General features: G+C 72.5%; 19 protein-coding genes and 1 CRISPR repeat array. Of the genes, 2 read left to right on the plus strand and 17 right to left on the minus strand.

What is annotated here, in order from left to right; genetic code table 11:
* Positions 1–92: 92 nt before the first annotated feature.
* Positions 93–1,583: a CRISPR direct-repeat array (repeat unit 29 nt; unit sequence GTCCTCCCCACGCCCGTGGGGGTGAGCCG).
* A 353-nt stretch (positions 1,584–1,936) separates the two neighbouring features.
* From AB0B89_RS24635 to AB0B89_RS24700, 14 genes are all read right to left on the minus strand, one after another.
* Positions 1,937–2,611, minus strand: a complete 675-nt coding sequence (locus tag AB0B89_RS24635; protein WP_358557198.1) for a GntR family transcriptional regulator — start codon at positions 2,609–2,611, stop codon at positions 1,937–1,939.
* A 49-nt stretch (positions 2,612–2,660) separates the two neighbouring features.
* Complete coding sequence (locus AB0B89_RS24640) at positions 2,661–3,590, minus strand: ornithine cyclodeaminase family protein (protein WP_358557200.1); 930 nt, start codon at positions 3,588–3,590, stop codon at positions 2,661–2,663.
* Positions 3,587–4,576, minus strand: coding sequence for a proline racemase family protein (locus tag AB0B89_RS24645; RefSeq protein WP_358557202.1), 990 nt, complete (start codon positions 4,574–4,576; stop codon positions 3,587–3,589). The genes AB0B89_RS24640 and AB0B89_RS24645 overlap by 4 nt, the downstream gene beginning before the upstream one ends.
* A gap of 71 nt (positions 4,577–4,647) precedes the next feature.
* Entirely contained in the window at positions 4,648–5,361 is a 714-nt protein-coding gene (locus AB0B89_RS24650) for an ABC transporter ATP-binding protein (protein WP_358557204.1), read from the minus strand.
* Positions 5,348–6,166, minus strand: coding sequence for an ABC transporter ATP-binding protein (locus AB0B89_RS24655; RefSeq protein WP_358557206.1), 819 nt, complete (start codon positions 6,164–6,166; stop codon positions 5,348–5,350). Before AB0B89_RS24655 ends, AB0B89_RS24650 begins: the two co-directional genes overlap by 14 nt.
* On the minus strand, positions 6,163–7,122 hold the full coding sequence (locus tag AB0B89_RS24660; RefSeq protein WP_358557208.1) for a branched-chain amino acid ABC transporter permease: 960 nt from the start codon (positions 7,120–7,122) through the stop codon (positions 6,163–6,165). Before AB0B89_RS24660 ends, AB0B89_RS24655 begins: the two co-directional genes overlap by 4 nt.
* Positions 7,119–8,012 carry a branched-chain amino acid ABC transporter permease gene (locus tag AB0B89_RS24665; RefSeq protein ID WP_358557210.1) on the minus strand — a complete coding sequence of 298 codons (894 nt, stop codon included), beginning with the start codon at positions 8,010–8,012 and terminating at the stop codon, positions 7,119–7,121. Before AB0B89_RS24665 ends, AB0B89_RS24660 begins: the two co-directional genes overlap by 4 nt.
* A 37-nt stretch (positions 8,013–8,049) precedes the next feature.
* Positions 8,050–9,216: a branched-chain amino acid ABC transporter substrate-binding protein gene (locus tag AB0B89_RS24670; protein WP_358557212.1), complete on the minus strand. Its 1,167-nt coding sequence runs from the start codon at positions 9,214–9,216 to the stop codon at positions 8,050–8,052.
* Positions 9,217–9,380: 164 nt separating this feature from the next.
* Entirely contained in the window at positions 9,381–10,736 is a 1,356-nt protein-coding gene (locus AB0B89_RS24675; RefSeq protein WP_358557214.1) for an aldehyde dehydrogenase family protein, read from the minus strand.
* A gap of 71 nt (positions 10,737–10,807) precedes the next feature.
* A complete protein-coding gene (locus AB0B89_RS24680) occupies positions 10,808–11,809 on the minus strand; it encodes a proline racemase family protein (protein WP_358557244.1) in 1,002 nt (333 codons plus the stop codon).
* A gap of 7 nt (positions 11,810–11,816) precedes the next feature.
* Positions 11,817–12,710: a dihydrodipicolinate synthase family protein gene (locus AB0B89_RS24685; protein WP_358557217.1), complete on the minus strand. Its 894-nt coding sequence runs from the start codon at positions 12,708–12,710 to the stop codon at positions 11,817–11,819.
* Positions 12,707–14,086 carry an FAD-dependent oxidoreductase gene (locus AB0B89_RS24690; RefSeq protein ID WP_358557220.1) on the minus strand — a complete coding sequence of 460 codons (1,380 nt, stop codon included), beginning with the start codon at positions 14,084–14,086 and terminating at the stop codon, positions 12,707–12,709. Before AB0B89_RS24690 ends, AB0B89_RS24685 begins: the two co-directional genes overlap by 4 nt.
* Before the next feature lie 70 nt (positions 14,087–14,156).
* Positions 14,157–14,498: a (2Fe-2S)-binding protein gene (locus AB0B89_RS24695; RefSeq protein ID WP_358557224.1), complete on the minus strand. Its 342-nt coding sequence runs from the start codon at positions 14,496–14,498 to the stop codon at positions 14,157–14,159.
* Positions 14,495–15,643 (minus strand): FAD-binding oxidoreductase, encoded by a 1,149-nt coding sequence (locus AB0B89_RS24700; RefSeq protein ID WP_358557227.1) that lies wholly within the window; start codon positions 15,641–15,643, stop codon positions 14,495–14,497. Before AB0B89_RS24700 ends, AB0B89_RS24695 begins: the two co-directional genes overlap by 4 nt.
* A gap of 160 nt (positions 15,644–15,803) precedes the next feature.
* On the opposite strand from AB0B89_RS24700, the gene AB0B89_RS24705 reads away from it, so the two are divergent.
* Positions 15,804–16,838 (plus strand): COX15/CtaA family protein, encoded by a 1,035-nt coding sequence (locus AB0B89_RS24705; protein ID WP_358557230.1) that lies wholly within the window; start codon positions 15,804–15,806, stop codon positions 16,836–16,838.
* A 159-nt stretch (positions 16,839–16,997) separates the two neighbouring features.
* On the plus strand, positions 16,998–17,609 hold the full coding sequence (locus AB0B89_RS24710; protein WP_358557233.1) for an ElyC/SanA/YdcF family protein: 612 nt from the start codon (positions 16,998–17,000) through the stop codon (positions 17,607–17,609).
* Positions 17,610–18,178: 569 nt separating this feature from the next.
* Here AB0B89_RS24710 and AB0B89_RS24715 read toward each other — a convergent pair.
* From AB0B89_RS24715 to AB0B89_RS24725, 3 genes are all read right to left on the minus strand, one after another.
* The gene (locus tag AB0B89_RS24715; protein ID WP_358557236.1) at positions 18,179–19,216 is read right to left on the minus strand and encodes a lytic polysaccharide monooxygenase; all 1,038 of its coding nucleotides are present in this window, start codon (positions 19,214–19,216) and stop codon (positions 18,179–18,181) included.
* Positions 19,217–19,299: 83 nt separating this feature from the next.
* Positions 19,300–19,428: a hypothetical protein gene (locus AB0B89_RS24720; RefSeq protein WP_358557239.1), complete on the minus strand. Its 129-nt coding sequence runs from the start codon at positions 19,426–19,428 to the stop codon at positions 19,300–19,302.
* A gap of 92 nt (positions 19,429–19,520) precedes the next feature.
* Positions 19,521–19,795: hypothetical protein (locus tag AB0B89_RS24725; RefSeq protein ID WP_358557241.1), on the minus strand; the 275-nt coding region annotated here is incomplete at its 5' end.

A 19,795-nucleotide genomic window follows, 5' to 3' on the forward strand; every position in this document is an offset into this window, starting at 1 on the left:
GACACGCGGGGTGGTCCCATCACTGGCAACCGGGTGGTCCCATGCTCGTGGCAGAAAACCACCCTCGGTGGTCCCATAAGCCTGGCCGGCGACACCTCCCCACGCCCGTGGGGGTGAGCCGTCCTGAACTTGGCCCCAAGTGGTGAACGCGGTGTCCTCCCCACGCCCGTGGGGGTGAGCCGTCAGGTCAGGGCCGACAGCATCGGCCGTCAGGGTCCTCCCCACGCCCGTGGGGGTGAGCCGACCTCCGCGCCACCGGCACGGACAACGTCATCGTCCTCCCCACGCCCGTGGGGGTGAGCCGCAGCCCGGCGCCGACATGGGCCGGTACCGCCAGTCCTCCCCACGCCCGTGGGGGTGAGCCGGACACCGAACTCGCGTTCCAACCGCAGTACCTGTCCTCCCCACGCCCGTGGGGGTGAGCCGCACTCCCCTGTTTCGGTGTCTTCGCCGCACGGGTCCTCCCCACGCCCGTGGGGGTGAGCCGTCCTGGTCGGCCTTGACCTGGGCGGCGACCTCGTCCTCCCCACGCCCGTGGGGGTGAGCCGCCCAGTGTCATCCGACCCCGGAACCGCCATCCGTCCTCCCCACGCCCGTGGGGGTGAGCCGCTCCGCCTCACGGTCCTGGACGCGGTTACCGTGTCCTCCCCACGCCCGTGGGGGTGAGCCGACGGCCGTGAATGACGCGGTTGTCCGTATCGGGTCCTCCCCACGCCCGTGGGGGTGAGCCGCTCCGGCCGAGATGACGATCCGGGGACGGGGGGTCCTCCCCACGCCCGTGGGGGTGAGCCCGTGCCCGCCGCGCCGTTGCTTTCCCAGCACGGGTCCTCCCCACGCCCGTGGGGGTGAGCCGTCGGTCTTCTTTACCGGAAGTGGCCTGGTCAGGTCCTCCCCACGCCCGTGGGGGTGAGCCGCACACCTCTCCGGCGGCCTGAACGGTCAGGTCGTCCTCCCCACGCCCGTGGGGGTGAGCCGCTTCTCCTGGCCGCGTTCCTCGACCGGGGCCGTCCTCCCACGCCCGTGGGGGTGAGCCGTGGACCGCGACGCGCTTGGGGTCGCGGGCTTTGTCCTCCCCACGCCCGTGGGGGTGAGCCGATGGAGACGATCCGGTCGGAGCGGCGCCGTGAGTCCTCCCCACGCCCGTGGGGGTGAGCCGCTGACCGCCGATGCGATCGGCCCTGACCTCACGTCCTCCCCACGCCCGTGGGGGTGAGCCGGTCACCGTGACCAACGTCGTGATGTGGCCGACGTCCTCCCCACGCCCGTGGGGGTGAGCCGTGGAGGGCCTCCGGGAGGAGCTGGCCGACCGGGTCCTCCCCACGCCCGTGGGGGTGAGCCGGCAGCGCAGGACACCACGCGCCGCGCGACTGTGTCCTCCCCACGCCCTTGGGGGTGAGCCAGCCCTTCAGCGCTCTACGTTCACCCCGTAGCCGTCCTCCCCACGCCAGTGGGGGTGAGCCGACCACGGGGACCTCGAAGACCAGCGGCTCGGGGTCCTCCCCACGCCCGTGGGGGTGAGCCGTGCAGCCCATTCATGGCTGCGATGAATGTCCAGTCCTCCCCAAGCCCGTGGGGTGAGCCGCCGTATTTCTGGATCCCTGTGGGCGATCCTGAGTCCTCCCCACGGACCGGCAGCCCAGGTGCGCAGCTTGGGCTTGTGTCCTCCCCACGCCCGTGGGGGTGAGCCGACGTCCAGACCGCCGGTTCCTCCGGCGTCAGGGTCATCCCCACGCCTGTGGGGGTGAGCCGTCGTCGTAGCCGAGCGGGCCGTTCTCTCTTTGGTCCTCCCCACACTCGTAGGGGTGAGCCGACTCCGGAACGGGAGGGGTTTGGTAGGCGCGTAGTTCGGTGAGTCGGCGAACCCGGTGCAGGCGCGGGAAATACCCAGGCCGCAGGGCGGATGATGGCACCCGGCGGATGAGACGGACTGCGGGGGTCACTCGGGGCGGTTGGCCCAGATGCCGCGGATGTGGTGGATGTGGTGGTCCATGGTGGTCCTGGCGGCGTCGGTGTCGCCGCGGACCAGGGCGTCGAGGATGGCGAGGTGCTCACGGGCGGAGTCGGCGAGGGTGCCCCGTTCCGACATCTTCTTCAGGCCGTACAGCCGGGCACGGTATCTGAGGTCGCGGGCGAGCTCGACCAGGTGCGCGTTCCCGGCGAGCGTCAGCAGCTCCACGTGGAAGCGGAGGTCGGCGTTGACGTAGGCGAGCAGGTCGCCGCGTTCCGCCGCCGAGACGATCTCCTCGGCGACCGGCCGGAGCACCTCGAATTCGTCCGCGCGGGAGGCGTCGGCCAGCCGGGCCACGGTGGGCACCTCCAGGAGCTTGCGGATCTCGGTGAGCTCGTCCAGGTCGCGCTCGGACAGCTCGGTGACCCGGAACCCCTTGTTGGGCACCGCCTCGACCAGGCCCTCCTTGGCCAGGTCGAGCATCGCCTCGCGCACCGGGGTGGCGGACACCCCGAACTGCGCGGCGAGGACCGGGGCGGAGTAGACGACGCCGGGGCGCATCTCGGCGGCGACCAGCGCGCCACGAAGCGCCTGCGCCACCTGCTCGCGCAGGCTCTGGCGCCCGGCCATGACCGGCAGGTCGAGCCTGCCCTCCTCGCTCACGCCCCACCCCGCTCGGACCCGCTCGCCATGCCGGCATCCCCTCCTGGGCTCATCGGCCCGCCCACGCGTCATGGGCGGCGGCCGCCACGACCAAATCCTCCCAGGCCATCCCCACACTCTTGAACACGCGAGGCCCGGAGCCCGGCTCGACGGCCCCGTTCACCAGCTCCGCGAGGCCGCCCGCCAGGTGGCCCTCGCCGATCAGTCCCGACCGGATCGCCATGATCACGTCGCCGGCCTCCGCGAGCGCGGACGTACGGGACTCGACCACGACGGTGGCACGGGCCATCAGGTCGCCGTCGAGCTCGCGGGCGTCCGGCTCATGGGAGCCGACCGCGACGACGAGTGCGCCGTCGGCCACCAGCGCGCCGGGGAACAGCGGCTCGCGGGCACTGGTGCAGCAAACGATCACATCCGCGCCGGCCACGCCCTCGGCCGTGCCCACCGTCGCCGTCAGGCCGAGGGTGGAACAGTGGGCGGCCAGGTCGCGCGCCCCGTCCAGGTTCCGGGCGACGACGGTGACGTGCTCGATGGGCCGTACCGCGCGCAGGGCCTCGACGTGGCCCCATGCCTGCGGGCCGGTGCCGAAGACGGTGAGCGTACGGGCGTCCGGCCGGGCCAGGTGCCGTGCGGCGAGCGCCGAGACGGCCGGGGTGCGCAGCGAGGTGAGCGCGATGCCGTCCATGGAGGCCAGGGGCGTCAGGGACGGGCCGTCGAACAGCAGGTAGGTGCCCTGGATCCGGGGAAGCCCCCTGCCGGGGTTCGCCGGGGCGACGCTCGCCACCTTGATCCCCGCGTGGCGGCCGTACGAGGCGGGCATGAGGAGGAGCTGCCCGGCGGGCAGGTCCACGACCGGGCGGCGCGGGCACTCCTCCGGGTCGAGGCCGCCGAGGAGCGCCTCGGACAGCGCCCTCACGGCATGCTCCATCGGCACCAGGCGCCTCAGGGTGTCCCCGTCGATGTACGGCAGCGCGCTCATCGGAGCGTGAACCCCGGGCCCACGGGATCGCGGGGGTCGAGGACGAACCGGTGCACGCCGGTGCGGTACGCCATGCCGGTGATCTCCGGGATCACCGTGTCACCGCGCGCCTCGACGACCCGTCCGGTGAACGTGGTGCCGGTGATGCTCTCGTGGACCAGCTCGCCGGTGAACCCGTCGGCGTGGAGCAGGGCGAGCCGGGCGGCCGTCCCCGAGCCGCACGGGGATCGGTCCACCTCGCCGTCCGCGAACACGGTGACGTTGCGCTGGCGGCCGGGGCCGATCTCGTCGTAGAAGATCACTCCGTAGATCCCGGAGAGGCGGTCATCGGCAGGATGCCTGGCGGCCGGGTGGTCCTTGAGCGACGCCTTGATCGCGCGGCCGAGGGCGATGAGGCCGGTCAGGTGACGCGGCTCCACGCTCAGCCCGAAGGCGCCTGCCGGAACGGACGCGTACATCGCCCCGCCGTAGGCGATGTCGACCGTGACTTCGCTACTGGCGGTGGGGACGGATATCTGGACGTTCCGGGCGGTGACGTGGGAGGGGACGTTGCGGAAGGTCACCGACTCGATGACGCCGCCGGAGCTGTGGACGCGGGCCGTGACACGCCCGGAGGGCACGTCCACGACCACGTCGGTGTCCCCGTCGGGATCGGCCTGGACCAGGCCGGACTCCACCGCGTGGACGCCCAGCGCTATCGTGCCGTGCCCGCAGGCCGTGGAGTAGCCGTCCTTGTGCCAGAACAGCACCCCCAGGTGCGCGCCCGCGTCGTCCGGGGGTACGAGGAAGCATCCGTACATGTCGGCGTGGCCGCGCGGCTCGTGGCAGAGCAGCCTCCGCACGCGGTCGATCTCGGGCGCGGAGGCGTTCGTCCGGCGTTCCAGCACCGTGGCGCCGGGAATCTCCGGAACTCCGGCCGTGACGATACGAAATGGCTCGCCACCGGTGTGGTAGTCGATCGTCCGGACCTCGATCTCCCCGCCCATGCCCAAGCCCCCGCCACTCCGTGGTGCCATACCGGTTCGCCGCGTCGTGCCGGTCCAGGTCTTGCCATCCATCAGACGCCGCCCAGATAGGCCTCGACGACGCGGGAGTCGCCGCGCAGTTCGGACGCCGAGCCGCCGAGGACGCACTCGCCGCTCTCGATCACGTACCCCCGGTGGGCGATCTTGAGTGCCGCCTTGGCGTTCTGCTCGACGAGCAGGACCGAGACGCCCTCGGCGTTCACCTCGCGGACCAGCTCCATGACGGAGGCGACCACCAGCGGTGCGAGGCCCATCGACGGCTCGTCCAGGAGCAGCAGTCGTGGCCCGGAGACCAGGGCCCGGCCGATGGCGAGCATCTGCTGCTCCCCGCCGGACAGCGTGCCGCCCTGCTGCGCCCGCCGCTCGGCCAGGCGCGGCAGCAGAGAGTACACCCGGTCGACGCGCTTGCGGATCTCGGCCTTGTCGCGGACCAGGTATCCGCCGATCTGGAGGTTCTCGTGCACCGTCAGCGTGCTGAAGACCCGGCGCCCCTCGGGGACGTGCACCAGCCCGGCGCGGACGATGGCCTCGGGCCGGGCCCGGGTGACGTCCGCGCCGTCGAAGACGATCTTGCCGGAGGTCGGGCGGACGAGGCCGGACACGGCGGAGAGCGTGGTGGTCTTCCCGGCTCCGTTGTTGCCGAGCAGCGCGACGATCTCGCCTTCCCGGACGGTGAGCGACATCCCTCGCAGGGCGTGCACCCCGCCGTAGTGGACGTCGAGCACCTCGACCTCAAGCGCCGCCATCGTGGCCTCCCCCCGCCTCGGTCCCCGTGTCCGTGTCGGTGTGCTCGTCGTCCTTGCCAAGGTAGGCCTCGATGACGGCGGGGTCGCGGCGGACGTCTTCGGGGCGGCCGTCGGCGATCTCGCGGCCGAAGTTGAGCACGATCACACGCTCGGACACCTCCATGACCAGGCCCATGTCGTGCTCGATCAGTACGGTCGCGACGCCCAGCTCGCGGATCCGGCGGACGAGGCCGAGCATCTCGGTCTTCTCGCCGTGGTTGAGCCCGGCCGCCGGCTCGTCGAGCAGCAGCAGTCGCGGCCTGCGGGCCAGGGCGCGGGCGATCTCCACCCGGCGCTGCTCGCCGTACGGCAGGGCGCGCGCCTCGCCGTACCGGTCGCCGCGCAGGCCGACGAAGTCGAGCCAGTGGTGGGCCTGCTCGGTGCACTCGCGCTCGGTACGGCGATAGCGCGGGGTGTGCAGCAGCGCGTCGACGAAGTTCTGCCTGAGCCACAGGTGGGCTCCCGCGCGCACGTTGTCGAGCACGGACATCTCACCGAACAGCCGCAGGTTCTGGAACGTCCGCGCCACGCCGAGCCCCGCGATCCTGGACGGCCGCATGCCGGTGATCTGTCTGCCCGACAGGACGACGCGCCCGGCGGTGGGACGGTAGAAGCCGGTCACGCAGTTGAACGCGGACGTCTTGCCCGCGCCGTTCGGCCCGATCACCGAGACGATCTCGGCCTCGCCGACCGTGAAGGACAGACCGTCGATGGCCAGCAGGCCGCCGAAGGACAGCCTCAGATCCTCGACCGACAGCAGAGTCATGGGGCGGCCTCCCGGGAGCGGTGGGGCCACAGGCCCTGCGGGCGGAGCAGCATGACGACGATCAGCAGCACGCCGAAGGCGAAGAACCGGTAGTCCGCGAAGTCGCGCAGCAGCTCGGGGAGCAGGCTGATCACGACGGCTCCGACGACGACGCCCGGGGTCGACCCCATGCCGCCCAGCACCACGGCCATGAGCACGAGAGCCGACTGCAGGAACGTGAAGCTGCCCGGGGAGATCGCCGAGAGCTGCCCGGCGAAGAGCACTCCGGCCAGCCCGCCCCAGACCGCGCCCGCGATGTAGGCCGCGAGCTTGACCTTGTAGGTGTGCACGCCCATGGCCTCGGCGGCGTCCTCGTCCTCGCGGACGAACCGCCATGCCCTCCCGAGCCGGGACCTGCCGAGCCGGGAGGCCCCGATCACGGCGATCGACACGATCACCACGGTCAGGTAGTAGAAGACGACCGGGCTGCCGGTCAGGCCGGGGATGCCGTAGATCCCCGAGGGCCCGCCGGTGACGTCCAGGTTGTTGGCCGTGATGCGGATGATCTCGCCGAAGCCCAGCGTGACGATGGCCAGGTAGTCGCTGCGCAGCCGCAGTGTGGGGGCGCCGATCACGACGCCCGCGACGACGGTGGCCACGATGACGGCGGGCACGGTCGCCAGTAGCGGGAGGTCGAACCGGGTGCTCAGCACGCCGCTGGTGTACGCGCCGACGGCGAAGAAGGCGACGTACCCGAGGTCGAGCAGCCCGCAGAAGCCCACCACGATGTTCAGCCCCGAGGCGAGCATGACGAAGATGGCCGCGCTGGTCATGACCGACAGGGCGTACGGCGTGGCGATCACGAACGGGGCGAGCACGGCGACGGCCAGCCCGGCGAGCCCCGCCCACCTGCTGTCGAGGAGCCGCGAGGTCGCGCGGCCAAGCGCGCCGGCCCGGGTCCGGCTCCGGGCCGTCACACGCGCTCCGTGACACGCTCGCCGAGCAGGCCGGTCGGCCGTACGGACAGGAACAGGATGAGCACGCCGAACGCGAACACGTCGCGCCACTCGCCGCCGAGCCAGTACGTGCCGAAGGATTCCAGCAGCCCGAGCAGCAGGCCGCCCAGCATGGTGCCGGGGATGTTGCCGATGCCGCCGATGACCGCCGAGGTGAACGCCTTGAGCCCGATGAGGAAGCCCATCAGGAAGTCGATCTTCCCGTAGTAGGCCCCGGCCATCACGCCGGCCGCGCCCGCGAGGGCGGAACCGAGGAAGAACGTCCGTGAGATGACCGCGTTCACGTTGACGCCCATGAGCGCGCTCGTACGCGGGTCGAGGGCGATGGCCCGCATGGCCCGGCCCTCGCGGGTCCGGGTGACCAGCACGTTCAGCCCGCCCATGAGGGCGACGGCCACGATGATGAGCGCGATCTGCTGGAGGGTGATCCGCGCGCCCAGCACCTCGACGGAGGTGCCGCCGAGCCGCAGAGGGTAGACCTGCGGGTCGGCCCCGGCGGCGGCGCGCATTCCGTACTCCAGCGCGAACGAGGCGCCGACGGCGGTGATGAGCAGCGAGAGCCGGGGGGCGCCGCGCAGCGGGCGGTAGGCGACGCGTTCGAGCACGACGCCCGACAGTCCGGTGACGGCCATCGTGACGACGAGCACGCCGAGCAGTGTCGGCAGCGCCATGCCCGGCGACACGCCTCCCACCGCGCCGAGGATCGCGAACCCGGTGAAGGCGCCGAGCATGTAGATGTCGCCGTGGGCGAAGTTGAGCAGCTTCATGATCCCGTAGACCATGCTGTACCCCAGCGCCACCAGAGCATAGAACGAGCCGACGAACAGCCCGTTCCAGATCAGCTGCGACATGTCGTTCCTCGGGGCCCCGGGAGGCAGGCGCGCGGGGTCACTTGAGCGCGTCCTGGAGGGCGAACTTCCCGGACTTGACCACCAGGATCTGGAAGCCGCCGGTCGCCAGGGTGTGGTCGGGGGTGAACTTGAGCGGGCCGGAGAACATCTGGAACCCGTCGATCCCCTCCAGGGCGGTGATGACCTTCGCGCCGTCGGTCGACCCGGCCCGCTTGACGGCCTCGGCGGCCAGCCGCACGGCGTCGTACGCCTGGTTGGAGTACGGGCCGGGGCCCGCGCCGAACTTCTTGGTGTAGTCGGCGATCCAGGTCTCCGCGCCCTGGAGGGTCTCGGGGGTCTGGGTCATCGTGGCGTACACGCCCTCGCCCGCCTCGGGGCCGGCGATCTGCGCGAGCTTCTCCGACACCGAGCCGTCGCCGACCATGATGCCGCCCTTGTAGCCGGCCTGGCGGAGCTGCCGGGTGATCAGGCCGCCCTCCTGGAAGTAGCCGGTCCAGTAGACGAAGTCGGGCTTCTTGGCGAGGATGTTGTTGACGTTCGCGCTGTAGTCGCTCTCCTTGGGCGTCACCGCCTCCAGGATCGCGGTCTCCGGGCCGCCGGCCTGGTCGAGGAGCGCCTGCGTGCGGACGGCGATGTCCTTGGAGTAACTGGTGTTGTCGTGCACCAGCGCGACCCGCTGGGCCCCCTGCTTGGTGATCCACGCCATGGCGGCGGCGGCCTGCTGCGTGCCGGTGCCGTTGATCAGGAAGACGTGCTTGAGGTGCTGATCGACCAGTTCCTGCGAGTTGGCGGCAGGGATGATCATCGGGATGTTCGCCTTGCCGAAGACGGGCAGGGTGGGGAGCGTCGCGCCCGAGCAGTAGCCGCCCACCGAGATCTTCACGCCCTCGGTGACGAGCTTGTTGGCGCCGGAGACGGCCGTCTGGGCGTCGCAGGCGTCGTCGGCGACCTTGAGCTCCAGCTTGCGGCCGAGCACGCCCCCCTTGCCGTTGATCTCGTCCACCGCGAGCTGCGCGGCGTTTCGCATGTACGGGCCGATGGCCGCCTCGCTGCCGGACTGCGGGATCAGCATCCCGAGGGCGATGGGGCCCTCGTCCCCGGCGGTGTCCGAGCCGCCTCCCAGGAGCCCCTGGCCGCAGCCCGCCGTCAGCATGCCCACGGCCGTCGCCAGCGACCAGATCACGGCTACGCGCGCTTTGCCCATCGTGCATCTCCTCGCGAAACAGCGTCGTCTCAGCATGGTGTGTGACATTGCACACAAACTGATAGTCAGCGTCAAGGTCCGAGATCAGACCGTTAGGAGGCCGGTACGGCTCTGACGGGAACCCCGTGCCGCAAGTGAGAACGGGCACGGGGGACGCCCCCGGGCTAGTCGCCGGCCGGGCCGAGGGCGACGGTGTGGGTGGAGGTGTAGAACTCCTGGGCGGCCTTGCCCTGCTCGCGCGGGCCGTGGCTGGAGTCCTTCTCGCCGCCGAACGGCAGGTAGAAGTCCACGCCGCTCGTCGGGCTGTTGACCTTGACCAGGCCGGTGTCCAGCCGCGCCGAGACGTCGAGCGCCCGGTCGAGGTCGCGCGTGTAGACGGCGGAGGCCAGGCCGTAGCGCACGCCGTTGGCCAGGGCGACCGCCTCGTCCACCGAGCCCGCGTCCTGCACCAGGCAGATGGGCCCGAAGACCTCGTCGCAGGCCAGCACGTGGCCGGCCGGGACGCCGTCCACCAGGGTCGGGGCGGCGTACCACCCGTCCCGGTCGAGCGCCTCACCGCCGGTGAGCACCCGTCCCCCGGCCGCCGCCGACACCACGCGGTCGCGGGCGGCCTGGTCGATCAGGGGCCCCACGGCCGTACCGGGGTCGGCCGGGTCTCCCACGCCGAGCTTGGCGACGGCGGCGACCAGCGCCTCGCGGACCTCGCCGGCGTTGCCCACGGTGATGACGCGCTTGGTCGCGGTGCACTTCTGCCCGGCGTACCCGAACGCGGCGGCGGCGATCTGCGCGGCCGCGGCCGGAAGGTTGGCGTCGTCCAGCACGATGCCGGCGTTCTGCCCGCCCATCTCCGCCTGGACCTGCACGCCCCTGCCCGCCGCGGCCACGGCGACCTTGCGGCCGACGGCGGCCGACCCGGTGAAGGAGACCACGTCGGCAGCCTCGATCAGCGCCGCGCCCTCCTCGGCGTCGCCGGGGACGACCTGGAACAGATCCTCGGGCAGGCCCAGCAGTTCGGCCAGGCGCAGCGCGCAGGCGAGCGCCTGTGGGGCGGGCTTGAGCACGACGGCGTTGCCGAAGGCGAGGGCGGGCGCGGCTTTCCACAGGGGGATGGCCAGCGGGAAGTTCCACGGGGTGATGAGCCCGGCCACGCCGCGCGGGCGCCTTCGGGTGTAGGCGAGCCCGGCGCCCGAGGGCTCGTGCATGGCGCCGATCGGGTCGAAGACCTGCTGGGAGTAGTAGCGCAGGATCGCGACCGACCGCGCCACCTCGCCGGTCGCCTCGGTGACCGGCTTGCCGACCTCGCGGACGATGAGCGCGCCCAGTTCGCCGGCCGAGGCGGCCACCGCCTCGGCGGCCTCGGCCAGCGCGGTCGCGCGCCGCGCGGCGTTCGCCCCGGCCCACCGCCCCTGGGCGGCCCGCGCCCGGCGCACCGCGTCCGCGACGCCCTCCGCCCCGGCGGCCGTGACGCTCGCGACCACGTCGGCCGGGTTCTGGGGAGACCGGCTCTCGACAACGCTCATCGCTGAATCCCTCTCGAACAGTCAGATATCCCGCTACATGGAACCATAGTCCATGTCATGGATTTAGTGGATCACAGGAGAAACCCCTCGGGGAAAGGGTCGGTGGGGTCGAGGAAGTGCTGCGCCGTGCCCGTCACCCAGGCCCTGCCCGTGATCGTCGGGATCACCGCCGCCCGTCCGGCGACCTCCGCCCGCTCGACCAGCCGCCCGGTGAACCGGGTGCCGATGAACGACTCGTTGACGAAGTCCTCCCCCAGCTCCAGCTCGCCCCTCGCGTGGAGCTGCGCCATGCGGGCGCTGGTCCCGGTGCCGCAGGGCGAGCGGTCGAACCATCCGGGGTGGATGGCCATGGCGTGCCGCGACAGCCGGGCGTCCGAACCGGGGGCGACGAACTGGACGTGGTGGCAGCCCCGGATCCCCGGGTCGAGCGGGTGGACAGGCTCGTCCGCCTCGTTGATCGCCGCCGAGATCGCGAGGCCCGCGTCGAGGATCCGCTGGCCCTGCGAGCGGTCGAACGCCAGCCCGACCGACTCGATCGGCAGGATGGCGTAGAAGTTGCCGCCGTACGCCAGGTCGTAGGTCACCTCGCCGAGGCCCGGCACCTTGACCGTGCGGTCGAGCCCGGCGCTGAAGGAGGGCACGTTCTGGATCGTCACCGACCTGGCCGCGCCGTCCTCCACCCGCACCGAGGCGACCACCAGGCCGGCGGGCGTGTCGAGCCGTACTGTCGTGACGGGCTCGACGACCTCGACCATGCCGGTCTCCACCAGGACCGTCGCCACCCCGATGGTGCCGTGGCCGCACATCGGCAGGCAGCCCGACACCTCGATGTAGAGCACGCCGAAGTCGGCGTCCGGGCGGGCCGGGGGCTGCAGGATCGCGCCGCTCATCGCCGAGTGACCGTGCGGCTCGAACATCAGCAGCTTGCGGATGTGGTCGAGGTTGGCCAGGAAGTACTCCCTGCGCTCGGCCATGCTCGCGCCGGGGATGACGCCGACTCCGCCGGTGACGACCCGCGTGGGCATCCCCTCGGTGTGCGAGTCGACCACGTGGAAGATCTTCTTGGTCCTCACCGTCACCTCACCGCAATCCTTCGGCCAGCGCCTTCTCGGTGGCCGCGCGGACCGAGGCCTCGTGCTCGGGGGTCAGCGGCACGCGCGGGTGCCGGCACGGGCCGCCGTACCGGCCGGCGAGGTCCATCGACAGTTTGATGGCCTGCACGAACTCGATCTTGGCGTCCCAGCGCAGCAGCGGGTGCAGCGTACGGTACAGCGGCAGCGCGCCGGCCACGTCCCCCTCCACTGCCGCGCGGAACAGGGCCACGCACGAGGCGGGAAGCGCGTTCGTGAACCCGGAGACCCAGCCCACCGCTCCGGCGACGGCCAGCTCAAGCGCCACGTCGTCCGAGCCGATCAGCATGTCCAGGCCGGGCGCCAGCTCCGCGATCTCGTACGCCCGCCGCACGTCCCCCGTGAACTCCTTGACCCCGGCGATCAGCCCCTCGCCGTGTAGCTTCGCCAGCAGCGAGGGGACGAGGTCGACCTTGGTGTCGTACGGGTTGTTGTACGCCACGATGGGCAGCCCCACCTTGGCGACCTCGCGGTAGTGCGCGAGCACGGCGCGCTCGTCGGCGCGGTAGGCGTTCGGCGGGAGCAGCATCACGACCTGGCAGCCCGCGTCCCGCGCCTGCTCGGCCCAGCGGCGGGACTCGGCCGCGCCGTACGCCGCCACGCCCGGCATCACGCGGTCCCCGCCGACCGCCGCGACGGCCGTCTCCACGACGCGGGCGCGCTCCTGCGGGGTGAGCGTCTGGTACTCGCCGAGCGAGCCGTTGGGCACCACGCCGTCGCATCCCTGCTCGACCAGCCAGCGGCAGTGCGCGGCGTATCCCTCCTCGTCGACGCTCAGGTCCTCGCGCAACGGCAGCGCCGTCGCCACCATCACTCCATGCCAGGGCTTCTCACGAGTTGTCATCGGGGGTCCTCTCCTCCTGGGTCTCCTGCTAGATCGCCGAGTCGTACGGGCTGCGCGATCGGCCGGCGTGGCGGCGCCGGGGCCTCGCCCGCCAGGCACGCCACGGCGTAGCCGCATACGCGGCCCTGGCACCAGCCCATCCCCGGGCGGGCCAGCAGTTTCATCGAGCGGGCGTCCACGGCGCCGAGTTCCCGCGCCTCCTTGATCCGCGCGTAAGGAACCTCCTCGCAGCGGCAGATCAGCGTGTCGTCGCGCAGCCAGCCCTTCCAGCCGTCCCGTACGGGGTAGGCGCTCTGGAGGGCCCTGCCGAACGCGGCGAGCCTGGCCCGTTTCCTCGCCAGGCCGGGCGCCGGGGGCACCGGGCGGCCGAGGTCGGCGGCGGCCGTACGTCCGGCGATCCAGCCCTCGGCCTCCGCCAGCCCGGCTCCGCCGACACCGGTCGGCTCACCCGCCGCGTAGACGCCGGGCACGCTGGTTCGCATCCCCTCGTCCACGGTGACGACCGGGCCGCCGTCCCGATCCGTCCCGGTGGCGCAGCCGAGCTGCGTGGCGAGCTCGATCTGCGGGACGAAGCCGTACCCGACGGCCAGCGCGTCGCACGCGATCGTCCGGAGCCTCCCGGGGACCCAGTCGCGGTCGAGCTCGGCCACGGTGACGTGCGTCAGCTCGTCCCGCCCGTGCGCGGCGACCACGGCGTGGCCGCCCAGGTACGGGACCCGGTTCCTGGCCAGGCGGAGGCCGTACCCGGCGCCCTCCGCCAGCTTGCCCGGGTGGGTGATCAGGGCGGGCGCGAGGCCGAATCTCCCGTTGGCCTCGAAGACCCCGGCGACGTGCGCGCCCGCGCCGGCCAGCCCGGCCGCGACGGGAAGCAGGAAGGGCCCGGTGCCCGCGACGACGACCCTGCGCCCGGCCACCACGAGGTCGCCCTTGAGCAGCGCCTGCGCGCCCCCGGCCGTGAACACTCCGGGAAGGTCCCAGCCGGGGAACGGGAGCGGCCGGTCGTGCGCGCCGGTCGCGATGACCAGGCGCCGGGCGAGGACGGTCTCGCGCCGCTCGTCCCTGGCCCCTGCCAGGCAGTGCACGGCCACTCTGCCGTCCCCTTCCCGTTCCGCGACGACGGCCCAGACGCGGTGCAGGAGCCGGAGCTCCACGCCGTCGTGCTCCCCGAGGGCGTCCGCGAGCCGGGTGAACCGCGCGAACCCGTGGTGCAGCGCCCCCGGCCTGCGGGCGCGGAACCCCTCGGGCGGGTGCCGGTAGTACTGGCCGCCGAGCCGCGCTCCCGAGTCGATCAGCACGACGCTCAGCCCGGCCCGTGAGGCGGCGACGGCCGCCGCCATCCCGGCGGGCCCGGCCCCGACGACGGCGAGATCCTTCATCGCGGCCTCACTTCCGTGCCCGGCGGGACGCCGATCCTGTCCGCCGTCGGGTGCGCGCTCATGTCGTCGCTCATCCGGTCGTGACCTCGTCTCCGGGGCGCGCCTCGGTCTGGCAGGCGCGCAGGGACGCCTCGCCGTTGACGGTGACCAGGCAGTCGAAGCACACGCCGATGCCGCAGAACAGGCCACGGGGACGCCCGCCCAGCCGGGTCGTACGCCATGATCTGATGCCGCCGGCGTAAAGGACGGCGCCGATCGTCTGGCCCGGCACCGCCGTGACGGGACGGCCGTCCACGTTGATCTCGAAGCCCGGCTCGGGCCGCGCCCCCACGAGGTGACCGGCGTGCGGGGGCCTCTCCTGGGGTTTGGCGGACGGGGTGGTGGCGGGAGGTCGCTCTGGCGAGGGATTCACGCGGCGAACCTTTCCGGGCGGAAGGGGCTCAGGTCCAGCTCGGGGGTCGCGCCCGCGAGCAGCCCGGCGATCAGGTGGCCGGTGGCCGGGGCGAGGCCGATGCCCGCCCCCTCGTGCCCGCAAGCGTGGTACAGGCCGGGCGCGCGGGGGTCCGCGCCGATCACGGGAAGGTGGTCGGGGCAGTAGGGCCGGAACCCGCAGTAGGCCCTGATCACCCGGCGGTCGGCCAGCACGGGGAAGAGCGCGACGGCCTGGCGGGCCAGCGCCTCGATCACCGGGATCGACATCGTGCGGTCGAAGCCCACCCGCTCGCGGCTCGCGCCGATGAGCACCGTGCCGGAGGGCGTTCCCTCGATCACCGCGCTGGTCGAGAGGCCGGCGGAGTCGCTCGCCACGTCGGTGACGTAGGCGGCGGTGTAGACCTTGTGCCTGACGAGCGGCACGCCGAATCGTCCGGAGATGGGCTCGGTGACCAGGATGAAGCCCCGGCGCGGCAGGATCGGCAGGCCGAGGCCGGCGAGCGCGGCCAGTTCGCCGCTCCAGGTGCCCGCGGCGTTCACCACGGCCCCCGCCGGGATGTCCCCGTCACTTGTACGGACGCCGGTCACCCGGTCGCCGTCGCGTAGGAAGCCGGTGACCGTCACCCCCGTGCGCAGGACGACCCCGGGAGCGTGCTGGAGGAGCCTGGCGGCGGCGAGCATCGGCTGCACCTGGGCGTCCTGCGGGTAGAAGACCGCGCCGGCAAGGTCGCGCGTGAGGTGGGGCTCGTACCCCGGCAGCTCGCCGGGGGCCACGGGCAGGTGCTCGACTCCCCGGCCGGCCTGTTCCCCGGCGAGCGCGGTGAGGGCTTCCAGCACCTCGGCGGTCTCGGCGACGACCAGGCCGCCCTTCGCCTCGAACTCGAAGCCGCCGAGGGCCGCCAGCTCGCGCCAGAGGGTGTTGGACAGCAGGGCCAGCTTCAGCTCGGGACCGGGCTCCTTGTCGGAGACCAGGATGTTGCCCTCGCCCGCTCCGGTCGTGCCCGCCGCGACCCCTCCGCGGTCGACCACGGTGACGGTCAGGCCCGCCTTGGCGGCGTAGTACGCGCACGCCGCCCCGACGACGCCCGCCCCGACCACCACGACGTCGGCCATTCTCACCCCCACGCGCGTCCCCTCGGCCAGTCAGTAATATGTCACATATTCAAAGCGGCAATCAATCCCGGTTTCCGCCATTCCGGTGCCATACCCGCCTCCGGTGTCACAACCGCACCGGAGCGGAGGGCTACGGACCGGGGCGACGGTACGGCCGCCTACGATGTGTGCCGTGACCGCAGCAGACCAGCCCCGGAGCCGCGCAGGGGAAACGCGGCCGCGCGCCTTCCTCGACCAGCTCAGGAGCCGCGCGCTCGACCTCTTCCACTCCGCGTGGTCCCCGACCCCGTTCACCGTCAGGCGGTGGGCGCTGGCCAGTGTGGTCGTCAACGCGGGCATCACCGTGACCGGCGCGGCCGTACGGCTCACGGGCTCGGGGCTCGGCTGCCCGACCTGGCCCCAGTGCACCCCCGGCAGCTTCGTGCCCGCCGCCCACGACGCGCACGCGCCGGTGAACATGGCGATCGAGTTCGGCAACCGGCTGCTGACCTTCCTGGTGCTCGCCGTCGCCGTCGCCTGCGTGGTCGCCGTGCTCCGCGTCACGCCCCGCCGCTCCAGCCTGGTGCGCCTGGCCTGGATCCAGCCGATCGGCGTCGCCGTCCAGGGGCTGTGGGGCGGCCTGGTCGTGCGGAGCCTGCTGAACCCGGTCACGGTCAGCGTCCACTTCCTGGTCTCCATCGGCATGATCCTCGCGGCGCTCGCGCTCTACGCCCGCTCGGGCGAGGGCGACGCCCCGCCCAGGAGGCTGGTCCACCGCGACATCCGCACGCTGGGCTTCGTCCTGGTGGCCGCCGTGTTCGTGCTGGTGGTCGCGGGTGTGGTGGTCACGGGAACCGGGCCGCACTCGGGTGACGAGGCGGCCTCGCGGTTCGACTTCGACATCCAGACCGTGGTCCAGATCCACGCGGACGCCGTCTGGATCGTTCTCGGGCTGACGTTCGCGCTGCTGTTCGCCCTGCACGTCACCGACTCCCCCGGCCGTGCCCGGCGTGGCGCGCTGGTCCTGCTGGGCGTCGAGCTGGCCCAGGGCGTCATCGGCTACGTGCAGTACTTCCTCGCCGTGCCCGCCATCCTCGTCGGGGCACACGTGCTCGGGGCCGCGCTCGTGTGGATCGCGACCCTTCGGGTGGTCTTCCTCATGCGCTCGCGCGGCCCGGGTGACACGCTCGCGTCCGGCCACAACGAACTGGACGCGGTCGGCGTCTAACCGTTCATGACCCGTCTACGCGTCCCCCCGCCGGCACGAACGGCTCGACCTCGTCCGCGGGCCTGGACGGCACGCCTCGTACCCTCCCGGTGGACGCGGGCGGCGCGGCGGCGCGGCTTCCTTGGTGCCGTCGCGCTCAGCCTGCTCGCCCTCGCGCCGATGACCTGGGCCTGGCTGTCCACCACGGGCCACCGGGTCACCGCCGGCGCGGCGCCGGGGTGGACGCGCGGGGTTCCGGCGGCGCCGGTGGGCCTGGTGCTCGGCGCCGGCCTCTACCACGGGTCCCCCAGTCCGATGCTGGCCACCCGCCTGGATGTCGCCGCCGAGTTGTACCGCGCGGGCAAGGTGCGGGCGCTCCTGCTGTCCGGCGACAACGGCCGCGTGGGATACGACGAGCCGTCGGCCATGCGTGACCACCTGGTCGCCCACGGTGTGCCCGGGGACGTGCTGGTGCTCGACTACGCGGGATTCGACACCTGGGACTCCTGCGTCCGGGCCCGTGACGTATTCGGGGTCCGGCGCCTCACGGTCGTGACGCAGAGCTTCCATCTGCCGCGCGCCGTCGCGCTGTGCCGTACGGCGGGGCTGGACGCCTTCGGGGTCGGCGACGACTCGGCCGCCAGGTGGCCGGCCGAGACCTACGTCTACGCGGCCCGGGAGTTCGCCGCGACGGCCAAGGCGTTCCTGGACTCCGTCGTGCTCAGGTCCTCGCCGGTCTTCCCCGGGCCCCGGGAGACCTCCCTCGACCGGATCCTCGCCGCGCGACCGTGATCGAAGACGCCCCTGACGGCCTGACCCCGATCGCCCTCGCGGTCCGGATCGCCCTTCGCGGGGCCGGCCCCCGTACGGCCCGGCGCCGTTTCGGTGGGTGGCGAAAGTTTCATCCACCGTGCCGGGCCAGGGGCCTGTGAGCTGTGCTTTCCCGGCCTCCGCCCAGTGACGACCAGGCTCGCGCTTCGGTTCGCACGGCCGCCGGGGTAGTGTCCGGATCGCGCATGGGAGCGCTCCCATAAGACCGTGATCGGCCAGGAGGAGGTGACGCCTCTCGAACGGAGCCACGGCAACCGCGTGATCTCGTCCGGCTCGGACGCCGCATGCCGTGAGGGGGAAGTGCCTCTCTGCCTCACGGCCGGCGTTCGAGTATTCGGCGTGCCCGGTCCCCCTCCGCACATCGCCCGATACCGGGCCTCGTCCCGTATGCCGCTCCATGCCCCGGCCTTCGCGTGCCGGCCGCTCGCCGTACGCCGTCCCGGGCTCCCCCGGCCACGCGCGTGCCCGTCCCGCGCGGGCCGGTCGCCGTGGAGGCGGTGACCGGCCCGCCCGTTCCCGTCGCCGGGTGGCTAGCCGCAGCTCACCCCCGTGAAGGTCGGTGTCACGTTTCCGGTCGTGCTCGCGAGGAACCCGGCGGTCGCCGACGCCCCCGGAGCAAGCTGGGCGTTCCAGGAGGCCGCGTGGATCATGCCGCTCGGGCCGCTCTGCATGGACGTCCCGTTCCACGCCTGGGTGATCGTGATCCCCATCGGCATCGTCCACTGGATGTACCAGTTGTTGATCGGGGCGTTACCGGTGTTCTTGATGGTCGCCGAGGCCTGGAACCCGCCCGACCAGGAGTTCGCCAGCGTCACCGTCGCCGTGCACGAGACCGGCGGCGGGGTGGAGGGCGGCGGCGAGCTCGGAGGAGGCGAGCCGGGCGGGGGCGAGCTCGGCGGCGGTGTCGAGGTGCCGCTGAAGATCACGTCGGAGCAGCCGTAAAAGGTCTCCTGGCTGTCCGACCGGTACCAGACCGAGTAGATGACGTGGCGGCCCGACTTGTTCGGCAGCCTGCCCGAGAAGCGGTAGGCGCCGTTGGTCACCGCGGGCTCGGGGTCGGCCGTCAGGAACGGCTGCTCCTCCATGTCGGCCCAGGTCAGCGGCTGCGTAGGGTTGTAGGTGTCCTTGGTGATGTAGAGCTTGAACCCGCCGGGGTGGGGCACCCAGGCTCCGTAGACGAAGTCGTACATTGCGCCCGCCTGCAGCACGGTCGCCGGCCAGTCGGCCCTGGCCGCGTCGTAGGCCGCGTACTTCGCGAACCCGCCGCTGCAGAGCTGGCCGTCGGGGATGAAGCCCCGGGTACGGCCGGCGCCGTCCGAGCGGAGCACCCCGTACCAGTCGTAGAGAGGCTGGGTGCCGCCGACGGCGACGGCCTGCGCGCAGGCGGGGTTCTTCGGCTTGATCTCGTTGCTGGAGGTGAGCCCGTCGGTGTAGCAGGCGTAGGTCCTGCTCGCGGGCGCCTGCATGGTTCCGTGCGCGTCGGCCGAGTGTTGTAACGACAGCGTCACCAGCCCGCCGACCACGACCGCGAGCGCGGTCATGATCGCCACTTTTGCCTTGGTTCTCACAGTGCTTCCTCTTCACGTTGCGGATGCCGCCGCGAGGGACGGCGATCGATGCGAGCGCGATCGTGCCGTGTCCTTTCCGGGCATCAGAGGACGCGTGCGAGCAGCCAGGACAAGTCGTGAAATGTCTTGGAAGAGGCGACGGCGAACGGCGCCAGGGCGCACTCGTACGCCTCCTGGTCGGCCACCCGGAAAAGATCATCGGACGTGGCCACCGGCATCCGCGTACCGCGATTGAAACACGCGACGGCCCCACCGGCAAGGGCGTACGGCCCGGCGGGGCGGCCTCCCCGCGACGGGTGTGGTCCTACCTGTCGCCGTCCCGATTCCCCGGAGGCGGCCCAAAGGGACCGCCACCCCGGCTGCCCGGCGGAGGACCGTACGGATCGCCCTGTGGCGGGCCGTACGGGTTGCCGTTCGGATTGCCCTGTGGCGGGCCGTACGGGTTGCCGTTCGGATTGCCCTGGGGCGGGCCGTACGGGTTGCCGTACGGGTTGCCCTGGGGCGGGCCGTACGGGTTGCCGTACGGGTTGCCCTGGGGCGGGCCGTACGGGCCGGCGCCCTGGGTGCCCGGAGGCGGCG

The sequence above is a fragment of the Sphaerisporangium sp. NPDC049002 genome, assembly GCF_040649355.1.
Taxonomy (GTDB): domain Bacteria; phylum Actinomycetota; class Actinomycetes; order Streptosporangiales; family Streptosporangiaceae; genus Sphaerisporangium.